This window comes from Pseudomonas sp. LBUM1666 (genome assembly GCF_059695775.1).
The window spans coordinates 4,477,201-4,497,314 of sequence record NZ_CP166789.1; the positions used below are offsets into that span (position 1 = coordinate 4,477,201).

Sequence of the window (20,114 nt, forward strand, 5' to 3'; positions counted from 1 at the left end):
GCGGGTATATACCCGCTTAAGATCGGAAAAACCGGCATCACGCCAGTTCGTCCAGCAGTCGCAGCAAGGTTTCACGTTTCTCGGCACCCAGACGGTCGATCAACCGCTGTTGCGCCGCTTCCCACGCGGGTAAGGCCGCTTTCAGGCGTTCAACACCGGCCTCGGTGAGCATGACGATGCGATTACGCATGTCTTCGCCCTCGACCAGCATCAGCAGGCCTTCGCCTTCCAGCACCCGCAGATTGCGCCCCAAGGTGCTGCGATCCAGCCCCATGGCCTCGGCCAACGTGGAAATACTCGGTTTATCCAGACGCTGCAGATTACACAGCAGAGAATACTGGGCAACGTTGATCCCGAAGCCGTCGAGAGCGCCGTCGTAGTGCCTGCTGACGCCACGGGCGGCACGACGCAGGTTGATGCATAAACATTGGGAGTCGAGCATGGTGCGTGTATATACCCGCGGTTGTGTTAAATCAAGTTACATGATGTGGGAAGTTCAGCAGATCGCCAATCCCACCAGCACCGCGACCTCAAGGATTTCCAGCAACGCCCCCGCCGTATCGCCCGTCGTGCCGCCCAATCGGCGCAGCATCACTTGCCGCAACCAGACAAACACCAGCGCCGACAGCACGACTGCCAACACGCCGCTGAGGCCGGCAATCAAGACACACGCCAACGCACTCACCGCCAACACCTGCTTGCCCGCCAAACGCGGCAAATGATCGGCCAGCGCTTGCCCCAAGCCACCGGCACGCACATAAGGCGTGGTCAGGAACAAGCCCAGCATCGCGCTGCGTCCAATCAACGGAACGATGATCAGGACAACGGCGTGTTGCTGCTCGATCAATGCCAGTAACGCGGCGAACTTGAGCAGCAACACCACCACCAGCGTCACGACCGCAATCGGTCCGCTGCGCGGGTCCTTCATGATCGTTAATGTGCGCTCGCGGTCGCCGAACCCACCGAGCCACGCATCGGCGCTGTCGGCCAGGCCGTCCAGGTGCAACGCGCCGCTGAGCAATACCCAAACCGTCAGCAACAGCGCGGCGTGTAGCAACAACGGGGTGCCGAGCAGCAGCCAGTTGAACGCCCACAAAATCCCGCCAAACAGCAGGCCGACCAGCGGATAAAACAGCAGCGACCGCCCCAATTCCTGTGGCTCCGGCATGCCCGGCAGACGAATCGGCAGACTGCTCAAAAATTGCAGGGCGATCCAGAACGGCAACATGGTCAGATCGCTTCCTTTAACAACACGCCAGATTCGACCGTCAGCGAAAACAACGCCCCATGCCCGACTTCGACGTTGAGCAACTGCTCACGAGGCAATCTCCGCGCCTGAGCCAGCAACAAGCGCATGACGCCGCCGTGACTGATCAGCAACACTCGCTCGCCGGCGTAGGCAGCCTGCAAGCGCTCAACGGCTGCCAACACCCGCGTCGAAAAATCCACCACCGGCTCACCCTGAGGCGGCGTAAACGAATAAGGGTCGGCCCAAAACAATCCCAACGCTTCGGCATCGGTTTCCATCAGCGCTGCTGCGCTCTGCCCTTCCCAGGCGCCGAAGTGCAGCTCTTGCAGGTCCTTATCCAACTGCACCGGCAAACCCAGCTGTGTGCCGAGTTCTTCGGCGAACCGCGCACACCGCTGCAGTGGCGAGCTGACTAAACGATCCCAAGGCCCCTGCTCGACCACCGCCGCGCGCATCTGTGCCCAGCCCTTGTCGGTCAGCGCATCGTCGAGGCTGCCGCGCAGGCCGCCGCCGAGTTCGGTTTCACCGTGGCGCAACAGGTCCAGGCGCAAGGTCATGCCGGACGATCCGCCACCGCGGCCTCGGCGAACGTCGCCATCTGCCCGTGAAGGTCGCACGCCAGACGCAGCAACGGCACGGCCAACGCCGCGCCACTGCCCTCGCCCAGACGCAGGCCGAGGTCCAGCAGCGGTTCGGCGTTCAGGGTTTCCAGTACATGACGATGACCCGGCTCGGCGCCGCGATGACCGAACAACAGCCACTGACGGCATTCAGGGTTCAAGCGCACCGCCACCAACGCCGCGACGCTGCAAATGAAACCGTCCACCAATACCGCGACGCCTTCCTGGGCACACGCCAGATACGCGCCGACCAGTGCAGCGATTTCAAAACCGCCGAGGTTGAACAGAGTTTGCAGCGCATCGCCACGTTGAGCGCTGTGCAACGCCAAAGCGCGCTCGATGACCTGGGCTTTATGGCTGACACCCGCCGCATTCAAACCCGTGCCCGGCCCGGCCAGATGCACCACCGGGCAATCGAGCAAGGCACAGGCCAACGCGCTGGCCGCGGTGGTGTTGCCGATGCCCATCTCGCCACCGATAAACAACTGCGCACCCGCTGCGATGGCGCGCTGTACGCTGTCGCGGCCGGCCTGCAAAGCGAGCTCGCCTTGAGCCGGCGTCATCGCCGCCCCCTCGACGAAATTCGCCGTGCCCAGGCCGATGTTCAAGTGCCGCACCCCCGGTAAATTCAACGACGGCGTCACCGTGCCGAGGTCGACGACTTCAAGGGATGCCCCAAGTTGCCGCGCCAGCACGCTGATCGCCGCCCCACCACTGACGAAGTTGTGCAGCATCTGCCCAGTGACTTCCTGGGGAAATGCCGACACCCCTTCAGCGACCACGCCGTGATCACCGGCGAAAATCGCGATCCACAGCTGATCCAGTCTCGGCTTGACCTGCCCTTGTAACCCAGCCAATTGAACGGCCACCGACTCAAGCCGACCGAGGGAACCGGCCGGTTTGGTCAGCTGCTGTTGACGGGCCTGCGCCTGCTCGACCGCTTGAGCATCGATCGGCTTGCACGGGTTAAGCCACCAGGATTGAGTCATAACGCAGTTCCTTTCAAAGTCAGGGGCAGACCGGCGACGGTCAGGACGACGCGCTGACAGCGCTCGGCCAACGCTTGATGCAGCCAACCGGCTTCATCGACATAGCGGCGAGTCAATTCGCCCAGCGGTACGACACCCATTCCGGTCTCGTTGCTGACAAAAATGATTTCACCCGGCAACCGCGCCAGGCAGTCCAGCAGCGCATCACGTTCAGCCGACAGGCGCTCGGCGTCATCGAGCATCAGCAGGTTGGTCAGCCACAGCGTCAGGCAATCCACCAGCAGGCAACGTTCGGTACCGGCGGATTCTCGCAGGATGCGGGCGAGTTGCACCGGCTCTTCGATCAACGCCCATTCGGCCGGACGACGGGCGCGGTGATGGGCCACCCGTTCGTTCATTTCACCGTCGAGGGGTTGGCTGGTGGCGATGTAAGTCACTGCCAGACCGCTGTCGGAGGCGAGTTTTTCGGCCAGGCGACTTTTGCCGGAACGGGCGCCGCCGAGGATCAGTTGCAGCATGGTTCATTCCTTCAAATTGGCGGTGTGGTGTCGGGCCTCATCGCGAGCAAGCTCGCTCCCACATTGGAATGCGATCACCTGTGGGAGCGAGCTTGCTCGCGATGAGGCCGGCGCAGCCACCTCAAATCCCGCAGAGTTCACGCAACAGTCGGGTATCCAGATGCTTCTCCACCAGATCCGCCAGCCGCTCGATATCGCGTTCACGCAACGCGTGATAATCCACGTCCTGCACCGCCTGCAAACCTGCCCAGCGCAACAGCGCACTGCACGCCGCGGGCGATTCAAACAGGCCATGCAGATAGGTGCCGAAAATCTGCCCATCCACGCTTTGCGCACCGTCGCAGCGACCATCGTCCAGTTGCACCGCGGCATTTTCCAACGCCGGCCCGGTGGTCACGCCGGCATGAATTTCATAGCCGCTGACCGGCGCGTCTTCGAGCGCCAGACGCCCGCGCACATTGCGCAACTGCTTCTCTTCTTCGAGCTGGGTTTCGAACGCCAACAAGCCCAAACCGGCGCTGGAACCCGGTGCGCCTTCGAGGCCCAGCGGGTCGTGTACCTGTTCACCGAGCATTTGCAGACCGCCGCAAATCCCCAGCACCTTTCCGCCGTACCGCAGATGACGACTGATCGCGGTGTCCCAGCCATTGGTCCGCAGGTACGCGAGGTCGCTGCGCACGCTTTTCGAGCCGGGAAGAATGATCAGGTCCGCCGGTGGAATCGCCTGACCGGGGCCGACAAATTGCAGATCCACCTGCGGATGCAAGCGCAGCGGATCGAAATCGGTGTGGTTGCTGATGCGCGGCAGCACCGGCACCACCACTTTCAGCACCTGGTCAGCCTTGTCGGTCTGACGCTGGTCGATGCCGTCCTCGGCTTCCAGGTGCAGGTCCATCACGTAAGGCAGAACGCCGATCACCGGTTTTCCGGTGCGCGCTTCCAGCCAGTCCAGCCCCGGTTGCAGCAAAGCGATATCGCCGCGGAAACGGTTGATGATGAAGCCTTTGACTCGTGCCTGCTCGCTGGGCGACAGCAGTTCCAGCGTGCCCACCAGATGCGCAAAAACCCCGCCGCGATTGATGTCGGCGATCAACACCACCGGACAATCCACCGCCTCGGCAAAGCCCATGTTGGCGATGTCACCGGCACGCAGATTGATCTCGGCCGGCGAACCCGCGCCTTCGACCATGACCACTGGATAAGCCGCGCTCAGCCGTTCATGGGAGGCCAGCACTGCTTGCATGGCGATGGCTTTGTAGTCGTGATACGCGACCGCGTTCATCGTCGTGACCGCACGGCCATGGATGATCACTTGAGCGCCGGTGTCGCTGTTGGGTTTGAGCAGCACCGGGTTCATGTCGGTATGAGGCTCAAGGTTGGCGGCTTGGGCTTGCACCGCTTGCGCACGACCGATCTCGCCACCGTCGGCGGTCACGGCACTGTTAAGCGCCATGTTCTGCGGCTTGAACGGCACGACGCTGACGCCCTGACGCGTGACCCAGCGGCATAACGCTGTCACCAGCGTGCTTTTACCGGCGTCGGAAGTGGTGCCCTGCACCATCAACGTAGTCATTGGGTTTCCTTGGCGTAGGCTTGCAGGGCTTTTTCGAGACGGGTGAAATCCGCGTCATCGGAGGGCAAACCGAAACGCACGCTGCTGTTGTGCGTGAACAACCGCAGCAGAATGCCGCGCCGGGCCATGAACTCATGCAGGGCTTCGGCGCGTTCGGTGATCAACCATTGAAACAACGCGCAGCCACCCTGGGGTTTGAAACCGTGGTGTTCAAGCAGCAGCGCCAGACGTTCACTGGCTTCATCAGCGCGAACCCGTTGCCGGGCATGCCCTTCGGTATCCAGCAGGCAGGCCTGACCCAGCACCCGCGTCGGCCCGCTGACCGCCCACGGCCCCACTTGCTCGGCGAGCAACTTGAGCAACTTGCGCTCGGCCAGCACGAAACCCAGGCGCACACCGGCCAGGCCAAAAAACTTGCCGAAGGAGCGCAGCACGATCAACCCGACCTGATTGGCAAAAGGTGCCAGGCTCAGCTGCGGCGTGTTGTCCATGAACGCCTCGTCCACCACCAGCCAGCCACCGCGCTGGGCCAGCCGCGAGTGCCAGTCGAGCAGGCGACTCGGCGTCAGGCTCAGGCCGGTTGGGTTGTTCGGGTTGACCACCACCAACACGTCGAGGCTGTCGAGAAAGAAGTCGACTTCCTGCTCCAGCACTTCACGCACGATGTAGCCATTACGGCGCCACGCTTCGGCGTGTTCGGCGTAACACGGCGAGAGCACGCCGACCTTGCCCGCCCGGCGCAAACGCGGCAGCAACTGGATCGCCATTTGCGAGCCGGCCACCGGCAGCACCTGAGCGGCGCCGTAATAATCACAGGCCGCCTGCTCCAGACCGTCATCGGTTTCCGGCAATCGCGCCCAGGCCCGCAACGGAATCTCCGGGACCGGAAACGGCCAGGGCGCGAGGCCGCTGGACAGGTCGAGCCAATCGGCTTCGGCGATGCCGTAATCGAGCGCCGCCTTGCGTAACCGACCACCGTGTTCAAGCATAAAATTCAGCCCCCACGCAGAGGATCAGCAACCATAACCATACCCCGCGCTGGACCAATTGCCAGCCACGGTCGATGGAGTCGGCGTCCGCCGGCATGCCTTCGCCCAGTTGCGGACGCTGATGCAGTTCACCGTGATAAATCGCCGCCCCGCCCAACTCGACGCCGAGCGCACCGGCACCGGCCGCCATCACAGGACCGGCATTCGGGCTGTCCCAGGTCGGACCCTGGGTACGCCAGCATTTCAGCGCCAGTCGGGTTTTGCCCAGCAGCGCGTAGGTCAGCGCCACTAGGCGTGCAGGAATATAGTTGAGGACGTCGTCGATCTTTGCCGCCGCCCAGCCGAAACGCTCGAAGCGTTCATTGCGGTAACCCCACATCGCATCCAGCGTGTTGCTCAAACGGTAGAGCACCACGCCAGGCGCGCCGGCCACGGCAAACCAGAACAGCGCAGCGAATACCGCGTCGCTGCCGTTCTCCAATACAGATTCGGTAGCCGCGCGGGCAACTTCAGTTTTATCCAGTTCGCTGGTCTGGCGGCTGACCAGATAACTGACACGTTTGCGCGCCTCGTCCAGATCATCGCTGCGCAGCGCCTTGGCCACCGGCTCGACGTGTTCACCGAGGCTGCGCATGCCGAGGGCGCAATAGAGCACGAGAATCTCGACGATCCAGCCGACATAGGGAGCCCAGGAAAACGCCGTGGCCAGCAGGGTCAGCGGCAACACCGCGATCACCCAGGCAGTGACGCCATGACTGCGCCAGCCGCGACCTTCACCATTGAAACGTTGCTCGATGCGGTCGGCAAAACGGCCGAACGCCACCAGCGGATGCCAGCGTTTGGGTTCACCCAGCAGCGCATCCAGCGCAACCGCGGCGACACTCAACAACGCCACACTCATTGACTCACTCCCCAATAATTTTCATACAGCAACTCACTGAGCGGACGCGCCTGCGCCCAGCCTTCGAGTACCAGCATCGGCGCCGGATAAAATTCCTTGACCGGGCCGAGACAAAGAACAGCCAACGGCTTGGCTCCGGCGGGCAAACCCAGCAGGTCCGCCAGGGCTTGCGGCTCGAACAGCGAGACCCAGCCCATACCCAATCCTTCAGCGCGGGAGGCCAGCCAGAGGTTCTGAATCGCGCAGGACAACGAGGCCATGTCCATTTCCGGCATCGTCCGACGGCCGAAGATGTGACGCTCGCGATCGTCCATCAGCGCAGCGACCAGCACCTCGGCGCAGTCGTTGATGCCTTCGACTTTCAGCTTCATGAATTCATCGGTGCGCTCGCCGAGGGCTTCGGCGGTGCGGATGCGTTCTTCTTCCACCAGTAGCTGGATCTTGCCGCGCAGGGCCCGATCGCTGATGCGGATGAATCGCCAGGGCTGCATCAGGCCGACACTCGGCGCCTGATGCGCGGCTTCAAGCAGGCGCCGCAGCAACTCGGGCTCGACCGTGCCGCCGCTGAAATGACGCATGTCACGCCGTTCGCCGATGGCTCGGTAGACCGCTGCGCGCTCAGCTTCGGAGAAGGCGTTGTCAGTCATGGCCTCTTCGCGAGCAAGCTCGCTCCCACAGTGGATCGCGTTTCGTTCAATGTAGGAGCGAGCCTGCTCGCGAAGGCGTCCTTAAGGTCTGGCGCAAACAGCGCGGCAATCGCCGATGGATTAGACGGGAAATAGAAGTGCACGTAGGAAGCCGTCATCCGCCCCTCACGATAAACCGCCTCTGCCCCTCGCCCACCGTTAGGGCTCAGGCCACGAGCGATGGGCTCAAGCTCGGTACTGGTCAGCGAGTGGTGATAGGTGTGGCCGCGCAACGAACCTTCCGGCAACTCGACCGCCTGCAACGCTAACGCGGCCAGACGCTTTTGCATCACCGCATCACCGGCCAGCAAGCCGACCAGTTCCGCGCGAGTGCCCTCGACATCGGTCAACGAATCGAGCAGATAAAGCATGCCGCCGCACTCGGCCAACAACGGTTTGCCCGCCGCATGGTGAGCGCGGATTGCGGCCAGCATCGTGGTGTTCTGTGACAGCGCCACATGATGCAATTCGGGATAACCACCCGGCAGATAAAGACTGTCTGCCTCCGGCAATTGCGTGTCACGGATCGGCGAGAAAAACGACAACTCGGCGCCCATGGCTCGCAGCAAATCCAGGCTCGCGCCGTAGGTGAAGGCAAACGCTTCGTCACGGGCCACGGCGATACGCACGCCGGCCAGCAACGGTTCTGCAGCGATCACATCAGGCGCGGCGAATTCCACCGCCGGTGGCAGCGCGACCTCACAGCTGCTGGCCAGCGCATCGGCCGCCGCATCGAGGCGCAGATCGAGATCGTTCAACTCACTGGCCTGAACCAGACCTAAATGACGACTCGGCAACTCGATCCCGGTTTCCCGGGACAAGGCGCCGTACCAGCGCAAGCCTTCAGTGAGGCTGCCTTCGAGTAATTGTGCGTGACGCAGGGTGCCGACGCGGTTGGCCAACACACCGGCAAACGGCAAGTCCGGCTGATAACGCGCTAGCCCCAGGGCCAGTGCGCCAAAGGTCTGGGCCATGGCGGTGCCGTCGATCACACCGAGCACCGGCACACCGAAGTGTCGCGCCAGATCAGCGCTGGACGGCGTACCGTCGAACAACCCCATGACGCCTTCGATGAGGATCAGGTCCGCTTCGCCGGCGGCTTCCCACAACAGCCGACGACTTTCCTGCTCGCCGACCATCCACATGTCCAGTTGATAAACCGGTGCACCGCTGGCGCGCTCGAGAATCATCGGGTCGAGAAAATCCGGGCCGCATTTGAACACGCGAACCTTGCGCCCTTGATTGCGATGCAAACGGGCCAGCGCGGCGGTCACGGTGGTCTTGCCCTGACCGGAGGCCGGCGCGGCAATCAATACCGCCGGGCAATGACGTGGCTGACTCACAATTCGACGCCTTTTTGCGCTTTGATCCCGGCCTGGAACGCGTGCTTGATCACGCCCATTTCGGTGACGGTGTCGGCCAGTTCGATCATCTCCGGCTTGGCGCCGCGACCGGTCACCACCACGTGCTGCATCGGTGGGCGGGCCTGCAAGTCGCTGAGCACTTGGTCGAGATCCAGATAGCCGTGCTTGAGCGCAATGTTCAATTCATCCAGCACCACCAGGCCGATCGACGGATCACGCAGCAATTCGCGAGACACAGCCCACGCGGCTTCAGCGGCGGCGATGTCACGCTGGCGATCCTGGGTTTCCCAGGTGAAGCCCTCGCCCATCACATGAAAACGCACCTGTTCCGGGAAGCGCCGGAAGAACAATTCTTCGCCAGTGCTGCTGCGCCCTTTAATGAACTGCACCACGCCACACTGCATGCCGTGGCCCATCGACCGGGCAAGCATGCCGAAGGCCGAGCTGCTTTTGCCTTTGCCGTTGCCGGTCAGCACCAGCAGCAGGCCACATTCATTCGGGGAATTGGCGATGCGTTCGTCGATCACGGCTTTTTTGCGCAGCATGCGCGCCAGATGACGTTCGTCACGATCGGGGGTATCAGTCATGGGGGAGCTCTCCGTTGAGGCTGGATAACGGCGGGCAGGCACAAGAATAGACGGCAAGAAGCCTGGCATCGCCCACCGTGATGCCGCTGGATGGATCAGGCCGGTCTCCGGGCTCATGAGCGGCGCTGGCCTGACTGCGCGCCTTCCCATGTCGAACATCAACACAGTGGCTCAAGGCGCAGCCTTCACTCATTTACCGTTGCGGGGGCAGCGCCGGGATCATGGCTCTTCGTCGCTTGAAGAGAGTCACTCACCGGCTTCCCTGTTTCACTCTGTCGACCAAGGTCACAGAGCACCTGAAACAAGCCGCGAAGGTTAGAGGGTTGGGGATGGAGCGTCAATTGAAGACGGGCAGCGTGCGGGCGAATAACTGCCGTCGATCAATTATCTGACGCCAATCTTGTGCCACACTCTCAGCGGTGATATCAAAGAGCCACAATCTCACAACACAATAACAAGGGTGAGCCACATGCAAGGCATGATCATCAGCAATCCGAAGCTGGAATTCCTGCGCCCGGTGCTGGAACGCTGGTTTGACTGTATCGACCGCTACAACGCCGTGCGCGGCGATAACGACACGCCTTACTGGTTCGACGAAAAAGCCAACCTGAGCCTGCTGTCCGCCGCGGCCTGGACGGCGGAAATGGTTACGCTGCAACAAACACCGACCCGTAAACAGACCGAAGAAGGCGAACGCAATGGCCGCGCCGATCTGTTTATCGCGACCAGCGAAGAACGCGCTTACCTTCAGGCGACCCAGCGCTGGCCACGCGTCAACAGCCTGAACCTGACTCAAGCACTGCAAGACATCACCAGCGATGCCAAACGCATCAGCTACGCCAGCGACCTGAAACTCGGCTGCCTGTTCGTTGCGCCGCAAAAAGCCCAACAAAGCGCCACCCCGGAAGAACTCCAGGACATGGTCGACGATCTGCAAAAGGAACACACCTGCGCCGTGGCCTGGTACTTCCCCTATGCCTATCGCAAGTTGCGCAACGAAGCCGGCAACTATCACCCCGGCATTGCCGTGCTGTTCAAGGAAGCCCGCGGCTGACCGGTTGAACCATCGCGCACCTGCGCTTCTCTATTGATTAGGTCAATGCATTCATAGGGAAGATCAGCATGCGCAAGCCCCCGCTCGTTCTCGTCATCGTGCTCGCCGGAGGGCTTGCCGCCTGTGGTGAAACCTCCAGGTTGCAAGTCTCCGACGGCTACGGCCCGTCACCCAAACTGCCAGAACCGAACAAGACCCTGATCCCGACGGTGAACATCGCCCCGGCGATCGGCTGGCCGGACGGCACGAAACCCATCGCCGCGACGGGGACTCAGGTGGCGGCTTTTGCCGAAGGTCTCGATCACCCGCGCTGGCTCTACGTGTTGCCTAACGGCGATGTGCTGGTCGCCGAAACCAACGCACCGCCTAAACCCGATGACGGCAAAGGCATTCGTGGCTGGGTCATGGGCAAAGTCATGGGCCGTGCCGGCGCCGGCGTACCGAGCCCGAACCGCATCACGCTGCTACGGGACAAGGACCACGACGGCATCGCCGAAACCCGCACGGTGTTCCTGGAAAACCTCAACTCGCCCTTCGGTATGACCTTGGTCGGCAATGACCTGTATGTCGCCGACACGGACCGCTTGCTGCGCTTCCATTATGAAAATGGCGAGACGGCGATCAAGTCGCAGCCGATGAAGGTGATCGACCTGCCGGGCGGTACGCTGAATCACCACTGGACCAAAAACGTCATTGCCAGCAAGGACGGCAGCAAGCTGTACGTCACGGTGGGCTCCAACAGCAACGTGGCCGAAAACGGCATGGACAAGGAAGAAGGTCGCGCGGCGATCTGGGAAGTGGATCGCGCCACCGGTAACCATCGAATCTTCGCCTCGGGGATTCGTAATCCAAACGGGCTGGCCTGGGAACCTCGGAGCGGCGCACTGTGGACGGCGGTCAACGAGCGCGACGAAATCGGCAGCGATCTGGTGCCGGACTACATCACGTCAGTGAAGGACGGCGGGTTCTACGGCTGGCCTTACAGTTACTACGGTCAGCACGTCGACATTCGCGTCGAGCCGCAAAACCCCGACCTGGTGGCCAAGGCCATCGCGCCGGACTATGCGGTCGGCCCGCATACCGCATCGCTGGGCCTGACGTTTGCTGAAGGCAACAGACTGCCAGCGCAGTTCAAGGAAGGGGCATTCATCGGCCAGCACGGCTCGTGGAACCGTAAACCGCACAGTGGCTACAAAGTGATTTTCGTACCGTTCAGCGCAGGGAAACCGATCGGGCAGCCGGTGGATGTGCTCACCGGCTTCCTCAATGACGAGGAAAAAGCCATGGGCCGGCCTGTGGGTGTGGTGGTTGATCAGCAGGGTGATTTGTTGGTGGCGGATGACGTGGGCAATAAGGTGTGGCGCGTATCGGCGGCCAAGTAAGCGATTAGCGCTTGCGGCACAGAGTTAACCCATCGCCCAACGGCAACAACGACAGGTCCACACGCGAGTCATCCTTCAAGGCGCGATTGAGCGCCTGGATGGCTCGGGTGTCTTCGCTCTCGGGATTGTCCTCAAGCACCCGTCCGCTCCACAGCGTGTTATCAAACACCGCCAGACCGCCGACGCGCAGCAGACGCAATGCGTGCTCCAGATAGCGTGGGTAGCTGGCTTTGTCGGCATCGATGAAGATCAGGTCGAATGGCTCTTGCTGATCCAGCTGAGCCAGGGTTTCCAGCGCGGGCGCCAGACGCAGATCGATCCGTTCGGCAAGCCCCGCCTCCTGCCAGTAACGGCGCGCGGTGGCGTTGTAGTCGCCGGGAATGTCACAGCAGATCAGCGAACCGTCATCCGGCAATGCAGCCGCCATGCACAACGCGCTGTAACCGGTGAAGGTGCCCACTTCCAGCAGACGCTTGGCGCCGGTGAGTTTCACCAGAAGCGCGAGGAACTGACCTTGCTCGGGCGCTACCTGCCAGCGAGCCATGGGTAGCGCTTGGGTTTCGTCACGCAAACGCTTGAGCAACGGCGTTTCGCGCAGGGAAACGTCGAGCAGGTATTGATACAGGGAATCGTCGAGATTGAGTGTGCGAGCGGTCATGACAACCTCTGCCATTTAGGGGTTGCGTGCCAAGTGCTCCGGTTGCAAGACGCGCTTGGCGCTCAGATAGGCTTTCTGCCAGTAAGCTTTGGACAAGCTGTCGAGCTTCACCGTGCCACCGGTGGCGGGCGCATGGACGAAGCGACCTTCGCCGACGTAGATCCCGGCGTGACTGACCTGAGAACCGCCATTGGTGGCGAAGAAGAGCAGGTCACCGGTTTGCAGGCCTTCCTTGCCCACGCTGGCCGCCTGCATGCTGATCATCTCGCGCGTGGTACGCGGCAGGGAAATGCCGGCGACGTCACGGTAGACATAACCGATCAGCCCGCTGCAATCGAAACCCGAATCCGGCGTGTTGCCACCCCAGCGATACGGCGTGCCCACCAGGCCGAGCGCGCGGAACAAGACGTCTTCTGCCTCAGGGGAGAATGCTTGGGAGGAACCGAAAACAATGGGCGCGCGAACCACCGGTGCAGGTGGCGGTGTACGGCTGGCGCAGGCGCTGAGCAGCGCTGCGAAGAACATGATTGCGAGGCGGGCCGACGTCGACATATGCAGAGCATCCTGATCTGGCTGCGGCTTTTTCTGCAGGGGGCGCAGAAAAGAAAACCGCCTGCGCAGGACGCAGGCGGTTTGCCATCAATAATAGATCAGGATTCTAGCTGCTACGTGGCAAACTTCAAGTAAGACTTTAAGTTCACCTTACAAAACGTCCGCTTACTTGCGAGCCGTGACGATCGCCGGGGCAGCAGTCGGTGCCATCGCGAGTGCGCGCTTGGCTTCGATGAAGGTTTTGCTCCAGTAGCTGTCGCCCAGGCTATCGATCCGGACACCACCACTACGGCGGCTGCTGGAATGGATGAACTGGTTGTCACCCAGGTAGATCCCGGCGTGACTGACGCGGCCGCGACGGCCATTGGTGGCGAAAAACAACAAGTCGCCCGGCTCCAGTTTGCTGCGAGAAACCAGCGGAGCGTCGACGTTGATCATTTCGCGAGTGGAACGTGGAAGGTTCAGGCCGGCTTCTTCACGAAACAGGTAACCGATGAAGCCGCTGCAATCAAAGCCAGCTTCGGAGGTGCCGCCGAAACGGTAACGGGTACCGATCAGGGACATGCCGCGTTCGAGGATGCTGTCAGCCAGAACTGGAAGCTGGTAGGACTTGCCGCCGGCGAAGTCTGCCAGTTCTTTTTCGGTGGCCGCCTCTTCTTGAAAAAGAGCTTGCTGATAAAGAGCAGAAGACTGGGCGGTAGCAGAATTTTTAACCTGCTGTTGTTGCTCTTGCTGGGACACTGGAGAGTGAGCAGCGCAACCGAACAACAGGGTGACGAGTGCGAGAGGCACGAGGGGTGCAAAGCGATTTAGCATGGGCACGACCGTGGCTGATAGTTCTAAAGAAGCCGAGACTATGCCCGCTATCATCCTCATTTGCAAATTCAATCGAACTTTATGTGACTTCTTGGTTTCGCGTTTACATCTAAGCGCTTAAGCCCGTTTTAGACGTTCGCGCAGCCTGCAACCTTGTAGGAAAGCGGATTTCTTGGCGCCTGGAATATGCCAAAACCCGCTACTGGCCTTGGCTTTACCAGCCCAGGGTTTCTTTCAGGAAGGGAATTGTCAGCTTGCGCTGAGCTTGAAGGGAGGCCTGATCGAGACGCTCAAGCAGCTCGAAAAGTGCACTCATGCTGCGCGTACCGCGGGTCAAAATAAAATGCCCGACTTCATCGGTCAGGTGCAGACCGCGGCGAGATGCGCGCAGTTGCAAGGCACGCAACTTGTCTTCGTCGGAGAGCGGACGCATCTGAAAGATCAGCGCCAACGTCAGTCGGGATTTGAGGTCCGCCAGCTTCACCGGCAGTTCACGCGGGGATGTCGACGCGGCGATCAGCAGGCGTCGACCGCTGTCACGCAGACGGTTGAACAGATGGAACAACGCCTCTTCCCAATCCGCCCGACCGGCCACCGCCTGCAAATCATCCAGGCAGACCAGTTCGTACTGTTCGAGGTTGTCGAGGATGGCGATGCCGCGATCAAGCAGTTCGGCCAACGGCAAATACACCGCCGGCTCCCCCAGCTGTTCGAAGCGCAGGCAGGCCGCCTGCAACAAGTGCGTACGCCCTACCCCGTCCTTGCCCCAGAGATAAATCAGGCTTTCGGTCCAGCCGGCGTCGGCTTCGCATAGCCGCTCGACATAGCCGAGTGCAGCGGCATTGGCGCCTGGATAGTAATTGATAAAGGTAGCGTCATCACGCAGACGCACACCTAGGGGCAGCTGAATCGGTTTCATGCTGACTGAACAGTTCCAAAGGAACCGTTAGTGGCCTCTGTGTAAAGTTTGCGAAGTTTATACCCGTGAGGCGGGTCGCACAATGCGACAGACCACAAGCAAAATCAAAGGTTTGCGTTAACACCCTGGTTTTATGACAGTTTCTTTGGCGGCGCATGTGACAGCCGCGCGAGGGATTCGGGTCAGCCTGGCAATGAACCAGGCTGCCCGCGATGCTTGATCAGGCCCTCTTAAATCTCGGGCTCATCAACGCCGCTGTACATACCAGAATCTTTATACAAATCATGCACATGGCGCACCAGCACCATGATCACCGCCGCCACCGGCAGCGCCAGTAGCACGCCGGTAAATCCGAACAGCTCGCCCCCTGCCAGAATCGCGAAGATCACCGCCACCGGGTGTAGACCGATCTTGTCCCCCACCAACAATGGCGTCAGCACCATGCCTTCCAGCGCCTGCCCCACCATGAACACCGCGACGATACCGAACATGGGATACAGATCGCCGCCGAACTGGAACAACCCGGCAATCAAGGCCGCACCGATACCGATAACGAACCCCATGTACGGCACGATCGCCGCCAGACCGGCAATCAACCCGATCAACAGCCCCAGCTCCAGCCCTACCAACATCAGGCCGGCCGCGTAGATCACGCCCAGCGCCACCATCACCAGCAACTGCCCGCGCACGAATGCACCCAGCACTTCATGGCACTCACCTGCCAGGGTCACAACGCGCTCTTCGCGATCACGGGGCAGCAGGCTGCGGATCTTGGCCATCATCAGGTCCCAGTCCCGCAGCAAATAGAAGACCACCACCGGGATCAGCACCAGATTCGCCAGCAAGCCAATCAATGCGAGGCCGGAGGCCGTTGCCTGACTCAGCACAACACCGACAATGTCAGTGGTTTGGCCCATGTGCTCACTGATCGCAGCCTTGAGCTTGTCGAACTTCCAGAAATTATCCGACAGTCCAAATTTCGATTGCGCCCACGGCAGTGCGGTGTGCTGCAACCAATCGAGCATCTGCGGCGTCAGTTCGTACAAACGAAACAACTGCTTGGCGAGCATCGGCACCAACACCAACAGCAGTGCCGTGAAGATAAAGGTAAACAGCGCAAACACCGCCACCACGCCCCAGGTCCGAGACAAACCGGCCTTCTCCAGCCGATCCACCAATGGATCGAACATATAAGCCAACAGCAGTGCCACCAGAAACGGCGTCAGAATCGGATGCAACAACCAGACAAACACGCAGAGCAGAACCACCCCACCCAACCAGAACCAACGCCGCGTATCGGCCATGTACCACTCCATATGCATCTATATAAAGAAAGAAAACCTTACCAACGGAAACGCAACTGCGGCGTCGGTGCCGGCGCTGGCGCTACGGCCGGTGTCGAACCGTCGACTGCAGGTTGAACGGGGGCGGCGGGGGCTGGCGCCTCACCCGCTGGAACTTCCTGCAATCTGGCCAGCGACAACTGCGCCTTCAACTGTTCGGCGCTGCCATTGACCCGATAGAGAATGCGCTCACCGTCGACACTTTGCAGACGCGCACCAAACGGCTCCAGCAAACGCCCAAGCGCCGCGTAGCGCTCCAGGTTCATGCCCTGCACTTCGAGTAATTGCTCGCCCGAAGCACCCGGTTTGACGACAAAACGGGGCGCCAGCCGCTCACTGACCGCCAGCATCACCGCATCGGCCACCACGGCCTGATCCGCGCCCTGCACGCTGCCCGCCTCCTTCTTGTCGCCGAGCCACAGATTCCACTTGGCCTGCCACTGTCCGCCCTCTTCACGGGCATGCACCGCGAGCAAGGCATCAGCGTTGTAACGCTCCGATACCCCGCGCAGTGGCGTCGCGTCCGTACCTTCCAGATTCGGTGCAGTGGCGACGATTTGCTCACTCAGATCGGCCAGCGGCAAGCGCAGCGGCAAACCGCGGTGTTGAGCCGCTCGGCGCAACGGCGCAGCACTGGCCTGGCCATCGCCGACCAGGCTCGAACCCTCGGTGGAGTCGTTCAACCACCAGCCGAGGATCGAAGGCCGGTTCGCCCCCCACAACGACAACCCGGCACGGCGCAACGCTTGCTCGGTGGTGGCCGGATCGAAATCGACCTTCAGCACTTCCGGCGGGCCGGCGTCAAAGCCGTACTGACTGATGATTTGCTGCGGGTCCTTGCGCAGTGCCGCCAACCCCGGACTTTGCGCAGCCTTGGGATCGCCGGTCAGACGCAACACCAACGTATCCAGCGCTTGCTGGGTCGCTTGATCGCGCACTTCCGGGGTTTGACCACTGACAGGCTGACGCACCTGATACAGATTTTTGACGGTTTCGGCATGACTCGCCAGGCTGACCAATGACATACAGCCCGCAAACAAAAATCTAGAAAAAAAACGCATGGAGGATTCCTGACGACAAGAGCGGCTGGAACAGGCCGCGTGAACCGGATTGAGCAAGGCTGTGACCACGCCCCCAAGCAAAACATTCACCTGACCCTGGTAAGTTTTTGCACTGTCCTAACGATAGACGGTTAATAGCGATACCTTATACAGCCATGAAGGATGCGACCAACACGGGCAATGAAGGTTTTTTTAAGCTGATATGCCCCTGCCGTCGGCCTGAGGATGGCCGCTGCCCCTCAAGCCTGATAAAATCGCGCGCCTTCGCAGACCGGCAACAGCCGGGCACCCTGAAATTCGCGGATGGCAATCGCCTTCGTCAGTTTCGGTGGTCCCACTGAACTCGGTCGTTACCCCTGAATCCCCCCTAAAGGCCTGGATCATGAGCAAGCAACCCTCCCTGAGCTACAAGGACGCCGGTGTAGACATCGACGCCGGTGAAGCATTGGTCGAACGCATCAAGAGCGTCGCCAAGCGCACTGCGCGCCCGGAAGTCATGGGCGGCCTGGGCGGTTTCGGCGCCCTCTGCGAAATCCCGGCCGGCTACAAACAGCCAGTGCTGGTTTCCGGTACTGACGGCGTGGGCACCAAGCTGCGTCTGGCGCTGAACCTGAACAAGCACGACAGCATCGGCATCGACCTGGTGGCCATGTGCGTGAACGACCTGGTGGTCTGCGGCGCCGAGCCGCTGTTCTTCCTCGACTACTACGCCACCGGCAAACTCAACGTCGAAACCGCGACCCAGGTCGTGACCGGCATTGGCGCTGGCTGTGAATTGTCCGGCTGCTCCCTGGTTGGCGGCGAAACCGCTGAAATGCCTGGCATGTACGAAGGCGAAGACTACGACCTGGCCGGCTTCTGCGTCGGCGTCGTGGAAAAATCCGAAATCATCGACGGCTCCAAAGTCGCTGCCGGCGATGCCCTGCTCGCCCTGCCGTCTTCCGGCCCGCACTCCAACGGCTACTCGCTGATCCGCAAGATCATCGAAGTGTCCGGTGCCGACATCGAAAACATCCAGCTCGACGGCAAACCATTGACCGACCTGCTGATGGCCCCGACCCGTATCTACGTGAAGCCGCTGCTCAAGCTGATCAAGGAAACCGGCGCCGTCAAAGCCATGGCCCACATCACCGGTGGTGGCCTGCTGGACAACATCCCGCGCGTTCTGCCAAAAGGCGCACAAGCCGTGGTTGACGTTGCGAGCTGGACCCGTCCTGCCGTGTTCGACTGGCTGCAAGAGAAAGGCAACGTCGACGAAAACGAAATGCACCGCGTGCTGAACTGCGGCGTGGGCATGGTCATCTGCGTTGCTCAAGAGCACGTCGAAACCGCCCTGAACGTCCTGCGCGAAGCCGGCGAGCAGCCTTGGGTCATCGGTCAGATCTCCACCGCTGCCGAAGGCGCGGCTCAGGTTGAACTGAAGAACCTCAAGGCTCATTGATGTCCCAGACCTGTGATGTGGTGGTGCTGTTGTCCGGCACCGGCAGTAACTTGCAGGCCTTGATCGACAGCACGCGGACCGGCGACAGCCCGGCCCGCATCGCTGCGGTGATTTCCAACCGCGCCGACGCCTACGGCCTGCAACGCGCCAGGGACGCGGGTATTGACACCCGCACCCTGGATCACAAGGCTTTCGAAGGCCGCGAGGCCTTCGATGCCGCGCTGATCGAACTGATCGACGCGTTCAACCCCAAACTCGTGGTACTGGCCGGTTTCATGCGCATTCTCAGCGCTGACTTCGTGCGCCACTACGCGGGTCGCCTGCTCAACATCCATCCCTCGCTGCTGCCCAAATACAAGGGGTTACACACCCATCAGCGCGCGCTGGAGGCCGGCGACACTGAACACGGCTGTTCCGTGCACTTCGTCACCGAGGAACTCGATGGCGGACCACTGGTCGTACAGGCAGTAATACCGGTAGAGTTACACGATTCGCCGCAGAGTCTGGCGCAGCGAGTTCATACCCAGGAACACCTGATCTACCCGCTGGCTGTACGCTGGTTTGCCGAAGGTCGTGTATCACTCGGCGAGCAAGGTGCTTTACTGGATGGAAAGTTACTCGCGGCCAGCGGCCACTTGATTCGAACCTAGGAGATTTTATGCGTCGCGCCCTGCTCTTCGCTTGCGCTCTGCTCGCACTGCCTTTTGCGCAGGCTGCAGAACTTCAACCTTTCTCCGCCAGCTACACCGCTGACTGGAAGCAGTTGCCCATGAGCGGCACCGCTGAACGCAGCCTGACCAAGCAAGCCAACGGCACCTGGAAGCTCAGCTTCAAGGCCTCGATGATGATCGCCAGCCTGACCGAAGAAAGCACCCTGACCCTGGACAAGGACACGCTGCTGCCACAGTCCTACCACTTCGAACGTGGTGGCCTGGGTAAAGCCAAGAAGGCTGACCTGGATTTCGACTGGACCAACAAAATGGTCACCGGCACCGATCGCGGTGACCCGGTCAAGATCCCGCTCAACCGCGGCATGGTCGACAAATCCACTTATCAGCTCGCCCTGCAGCACGACGTGGCCGCTGGCAAGAAAAGCATGAGCTATCAAGTCGTCGACGATGGTGAAGTCGATACCTATGATTTCCGCGTGCTGGGTTCGGAAAAGGTTGACACCAAAGCTGGCCAGATCGATGCCATCAAGGTCGAGCGCGTGCGCGACCCGACACAAAGCAAGCGCATCACCGTCCTGTGGTTCGCCAAGGACTGGGATTACCTGCTGGTTCGTCTGCAACAGGTTGAAACCGACGGCAAGGAGTACAACATCATGCTCCTCGACGGTACGGTCAACGGCAAGGCTGTCAAAGGCAGCTGATCCGGCTCGACACAAAAATCCGGAATCCGATAAGGGTTCC

At 61.1% G+C, this 20,114-nt stretch carries 22 protein-coding genes and 1 riboswitch; of the genes, 5 read left to right on the plus strand and 17 right to left on the minus strand.

The features are described 5' to 3' along the window. Positions 1 to 37: 37 nt before the first annotated feature. From ACA056_RS20445 to cobO, 11 genes are all read right to left on the minus strand, one after another. Positions 38 to 442, minus strand: a complete 405-nt coding sequence (locus ACA056_RS20445) for a MarR family winged helix-turn-helix transcriptional regulator (RefSeq protein ID WP_033055842.1) — start codon at positions 440 to 442, stop codon at positions 38 to 40. 54 nt (positions 443 to 496) lie between these two features. Next, complete coding sequence (locus ACA056_RS20450) at positions 497 to 1,228, minus strand: adenosylcobinamide-GDP ribazoletransferase (protein ID WP_497267307.1); 732 nt, start codon at positions 1,226 to 1,228, stop codon at positions 497 to 499. 2 nt (positions 1,229 to 1,230) lie between these two features. Further along, a complete protein-coding gene (gene cobC, locus ACA056_RS20455; protein WP_497267309.1) occupies positions 1,231 to 1,806 on the minus strand; it encodes an alpha-ribazole phosphatase family protein in 576 nt (191 codons plus the stop codon). After that, positions 1,803 to 2,858 (minus strand): nicotinate-nucleotide--dimethylbenzimidazole phosphoribosyltransferase, encoded by a 1,056-nt coding sequence (gene cobT / locus ACA056_RS20460; protein ID WP_497267311.1) that lies wholly within the window; start codon positions 2,856 to 2,858, stop codon positions 1,803 to 1,805. Before cobT ends, cobC begins: the two co-directional genes overlap by 4 nt. Further along, positions 2,855 to 3,376, minus strand: a complete 522-nt coding sequence (gene cobU, locus ACA056_RS20465) for a bifunctional adenosylcobinamide kinase/adenosylcobinamide-phosphate guanylyltransferase (RefSeq protein ID WP_497267313.1) — start codon at positions 3,374 to 3,376, stop codon at positions 2,855 to 2,857. The genes cobT and cobU overlap by 4 nt, the downstream gene beginning before the upstream one ends. Before the next feature lie 121 nt (positions 3,377 to 3,497). Further along, positions 3,498 to 4,949, minus strand: coding sequence for a cobyric acid synthase (locus tag ACA056_RS20470; RefSeq protein ID WP_497267315.1), 1,452 nt, complete (start codon positions 4,947 to 4,949; stop codon positions 3,498 to 3,500). Beyond that, complete coding sequence (gene cobD / locus ACA056_RS20475) at positions 4,946 to 5,938, minus strand: threonine-phosphate decarboxylase CobD (protein WP_497267317.1); 993 nt, start codon at positions 5,936 to 5,938, stop codon at positions 4,946 to 4,948. Before cobD ends, ACA056_RS20470 begins: the two co-directional genes overlap by 4 nt. After that, the gene (gene cbiB / locus ACA056_RS20480) at positions 5,931 to 6,839 is read right to left on the minus strand and encodes an adenosylcobinamide-phosphate synthase CbiB (RefSeq protein ID WP_497267319.1); all 909 of its coding nucleotides are present in this window, start codon (positions 6,837 to 6,839) and stop codon (positions 5,931 to 5,933) included. Before cbiB ends, cobD begins: the two co-directional genes overlap by 8 nt. Beyond that, positions 6,836 to 7,486: a 5,6-dimethylbenzimidazole synthase gene (gene bluB / locus ACA056_RS20485; protein WP_046048015.1), complete on the minus strand. Its 651-nt coding sequence runs from the start codon at positions 7,484 to 7,486 to the stop codon at positions 6,836 to 6,838. Before bluB ends, cbiB begins: the two co-directional genes overlap by 4 nt. Further along, the gene (locus ACA056_RS20490) at positions 7,483 to 8,868 is read right to left on the minus strand and encodes a cobyrinic acid a,c-diamide synthase CobB (protein WP_497267321.1); all 1,386 of its coding nucleotides are present in this window, start codon (positions 8,866 to 8,868) and stop codon (positions 7,483 to 7,485) included. Before ACA056_RS20490 ends, bluB begins: the two co-directional genes overlap by 4 nt. Continuing rightward, positions 8,865 to 9,476 carry a cob(I)yrinic acid a,c-diamide adenosyltransferase gene (gene cobO, locus ACA056_RS20495; protein WP_046048017.1) on the minus strand — a complete coding sequence of 204 codons (612 nt, stop codon included), beginning with the start codon at positions 9,474 to 9,476 and terminating at the stop codon, positions 8,865 to 8,867. The genes ACA056_RS20490 and cobO overlap by 4 nt, the downstream gene beginning before the upstream one ends. Positions 9,477 to 9,557: 81 nt before the next feature. Then, positions 9,558 to 9,791: riboswitch (cobalamin riboswitch) on the minus strand. A 154-nt stretch (positions 9,792 to 9,945) separates the two neighbouring features. Between cobO and ACA056_RS20500 the strand changes: the two genes are divergently transcribed. Next, complete coding sequence (locus tag ACA056_RS20500) at positions 9,946 to 10,530, plus strand: hypothetical protein (RefSeq protein WP_497267323.1); 585 nt, start codon at positions 9,946 to 9,948, stop codon at positions 10,528 to 10,530. A 68-nt stretch (positions 10,531 to 10,598) separates the two neighbouring features. Beyond that, entirely contained in the window at positions 10,599 to 11,912 is a 1,314-nt protein-coding gene (locus ACA056_RS20505) for a PQQ-dependent sugar dehydrogenase (RefSeq protein ID WP_497267325.1), read from the plus strand. Positions 11,913 to 11,916: 4 nt separating this feature from the next. Here ACA056_RS20505 and ACA056_RS20510 read toward each other — a convergent pair whose 3' ends face one another. From ACA056_RS20510 to ACA056_RS20535, 6 genes are all read right to left on the minus strand, one after another. Next, entirely contained in the window at positions 11,917 to 12,570 is a 654-nt protein-coding gene (locus ACA056_RS20510; RefSeq protein ID WP_497267327.1) for an O-methyltransferase, read from the minus strand. A 15-nt stretch (positions 12,571 to 12,585) separates the two neighbouring features. Further along, positions 12,586 to 13,122: a C40 family peptidase gene (locus ACA056_RS20515; protein ID WP_497267329.1), complete on the minus strand. Its 537-nt coding sequence runs from the start codon at positions 13,120 to 13,122 to the stop codon at positions 12,586 to 12,588. Positions 13,123 to 13,287: 165 nt separating this feature from the next. After that, positions 13,288 to 13,938 carry a C40 family peptidase gene (locus ACA056_RS20520; RefSeq protein WP_497267331.1) on the minus strand — a complete coding sequence of 217 codons (651 nt, stop codon included), beginning with the start codon at positions 13,936 to 13,938 and terminating at the stop codon, positions 13,288 to 13,290. Positions 13,939 to 14,152: 214 nt separating this feature from the next. Further along, on the minus strand, positions 14,153 to 14,857 hold the full coding sequence (hda, locus tag ACA056_RS20525) for a DnaA regulatory inactivator Hda (protein WP_008148645.1): 705 nt from the start codon (positions 14,855 to 14,857) through the stop codon (positions 14,153 to 14,155). Positions 14,858 to 15,087: 230 nt separating this feature from the next. Then, positions 15,088 to 16,161: an AI-2E family transporter gene (locus ACA056_RS20530; protein WP_497267333.1), complete on the minus strand. Its 1,074-nt coding sequence runs from the start codon at positions 16,159 to 16,161 to the stop codon at positions 15,088 to 15,090. Between the two features lie 38 nt (positions 16,162 to 16,199). Next, positions 16,200 to 17,261 carry a DUF8605 domain-containing protein gene (locus tag ACA056_RS20535; protein WP_497267335.1) on the minus strand — a complete coding sequence of 354 codons (1,062 nt, stop codon included), beginning with the start codon at positions 17,259 to 17,261 and terminating at the stop codon, positions 16,200 to 16,202. Positions 17,262 to 17,643: 382 nt separating this feature from the next. Between ACA056_RS20535 and purM the strand changes: the two genes are divergently transcribed. The 3 genes from purM to ACA056_RS20550 are packed head-to-tail and all read left to right on the plus strand — an operon-like array spanning position 17,644 to position 20,074. Beyond that, on the plus strand, positions 17,644 to 18,702 hold the full coding sequence (gene purM, locus ACA056_RS20540; protein WP_008148639.1) for a phosphoribosylformylglycinamidine cyclo-ligase: 1,059 nt from the start codon (positions 17,644 to 17,646) through the stop codon (positions 18,700 to 18,702). Further along, positions 18,702 to 19,352: a phosphoribosylglycinamide formyltransferase gene (gene purN, locus ACA056_RS20545; RefSeq protein WP_497267337.1), complete on the plus strand. Its 651-nt coding sequence runs from the start codon at positions 18,702 to 18,704 to the stop codon at positions 19,350 to 19,352. The genes purM and purN overlap by 1 nt, the downstream gene beginning before the upstream one ends. An 8-nt stretch (positions 19,353 to 19,360) precedes the next feature. Next, positions 19,361 to 20,074 (plus strand): DUF3108 domain-containing protein, encoded by a 714-nt coding sequence (locus ACA056_RS20550; RefSeq protein ID WP_497267339.1) that lies wholly within the window; start codon positions 19,361 to 19,363, stop codon positions 20,072 to 20,074. Positions 20,075 to 20,114 lie beyond the last annotated feature (40 nt).